We start from the raw sequence: 752 nt of genomic DNA, 5'->3' as shown, positions 1-752 counted from the left end.
TTTTATTGGGTTTTCGTGCCACGGATTCGATTATCTAATTCTTGTTAATGTTGATGATGAAATTGTTTTGAAAATTTTTAAAAACAGGGAGGTTGTACGCCTCTTGCGAAAGCCACCCATAGGGGTGGGGGGTGTCCAGGGTCCCCGGCGGTTTCAGAAATAAAACTACCGTCCATCACGGGCTTTCCGTGACCGAACTTTCCCATGCCTCGCTAGATCAGCGACAGCTTCGTTCATGTTCTTCAGCATAACCTTCTGGAACACGCGCTCGGACACGCCTTCCAAATCCCAGCCGCGCAACGCTCTTTGCTTCACTTTCTCTTTGAAGACTGCGAGGACTTGAAGCCCGCCTTTGCGGTTCTTCTTGGTTCGGCGCTTGCGCTTCAGGACGGCGAGAGTGTCATCATCGCCAACCCGACCAAGGAACGTATCTGGCCGGTTCAGCTGGCGCTTGAGTGATCCACGAGGCAGGTTGCCGTACTTGTTGAGCTTACCTTCGACCGGGATCAGAACACCGGCTCGGCCCGTCGCATAATCACCCTTGGATCTCACACCGCCGGTCAGTGCCGGAACAAGATACTCCGACTGTTTGTCCTTGCTCAGCACCTCAGCTTCGAGACTACGCTTGGTTGATCTCTTCGAAACACGGAAGGTTCTTTTGGTGAATGGTGTAGCTCCACCCTCTGAGATCTCGTCCAGGTGTTCACCCAGCTCATCCCTCAGCACAAAGGCCGTATCGTTCAGCGCAACAC

General features: G+C 52.9%; 1 protein-coding gene. It reads right to left on the bottom strand.

Features of this window, described 5'->3' with window-relative positions:
- Window positions 1-165 precede the first annotated feature (165 nt).
- Window positions 166-752, bottom strand: a 587-nt coding sequence (locus tag M3P21_RS22395) for a hypothetical protein (RefSeq protein WP_249713722.1), incomplete at its 5' end; no start/stop codon positions are given.

It is taken from the genome of Ruegeria spongiae, assembly GCF_023502395.1.
In the GTDB taxonomy this organism is placed as follows: domain Bacteria; phylum Pseudomonadota; class Alphaproteobacteria; order Rhodobacterales; family Rhodobacteraceae; genus Ruegeria_C; species Ruegeria_C spongiae.
Note: the sequence above shows the minus strand (reverse complement) of the source record. Positions and strands in the feature narration are given on the sequence as shown.